This window comes from Citrobacter sp. TBCS-14 (assembly GCF_005280805.1).
GTDB lineage: Bacteria > Pseudomonadota > Gammaproteobacteria > Enterobacterales > Enterobacteriaceae > Citrobacter > Citrobacter gillenii.
The window spans coordinates 1-209 of the sequence record NZ_SZWM01000601.1 but is presented as its reverse complement, the minus strand read 5'-3'; the positions used below and the strand labels follow the sequence as shown (position 1 = coordinate 209).

The window sequence follows — 209 nt, the reverse complement described above, 5'->3', positions numbered from 1 at the left end:
GTGTGAGGCGGCGTTTGGCGAGGCGATGAAACTGGCACCGCACCTGCGTGAAAAAATGCAGATTGTGACCAAATGCGGTATTGCCACGACGGCGAAAGAGGAAAACGCGCTGGGTCATTACATCACGGACCGCGCCCATATTATTGCCAGTGCCGAACAGTCGCTGAAGCTGCTGGCAACCGATCATCTTGATCTGCTGTTGATCCACC

The 209-nt window shown here is 55.0% G+C and carries 1 protein-coding gene; it reads left to right on the top strand.

All coding sequences use genetic code 11. From position 1 onward, the window contains the following. The coding region (locus tag FDX22_RS20185; protein ID WP_186805378.1) for an aldo/keto reductase at positions 1-209 on the top strand (209 nt) is incomplete at both ends.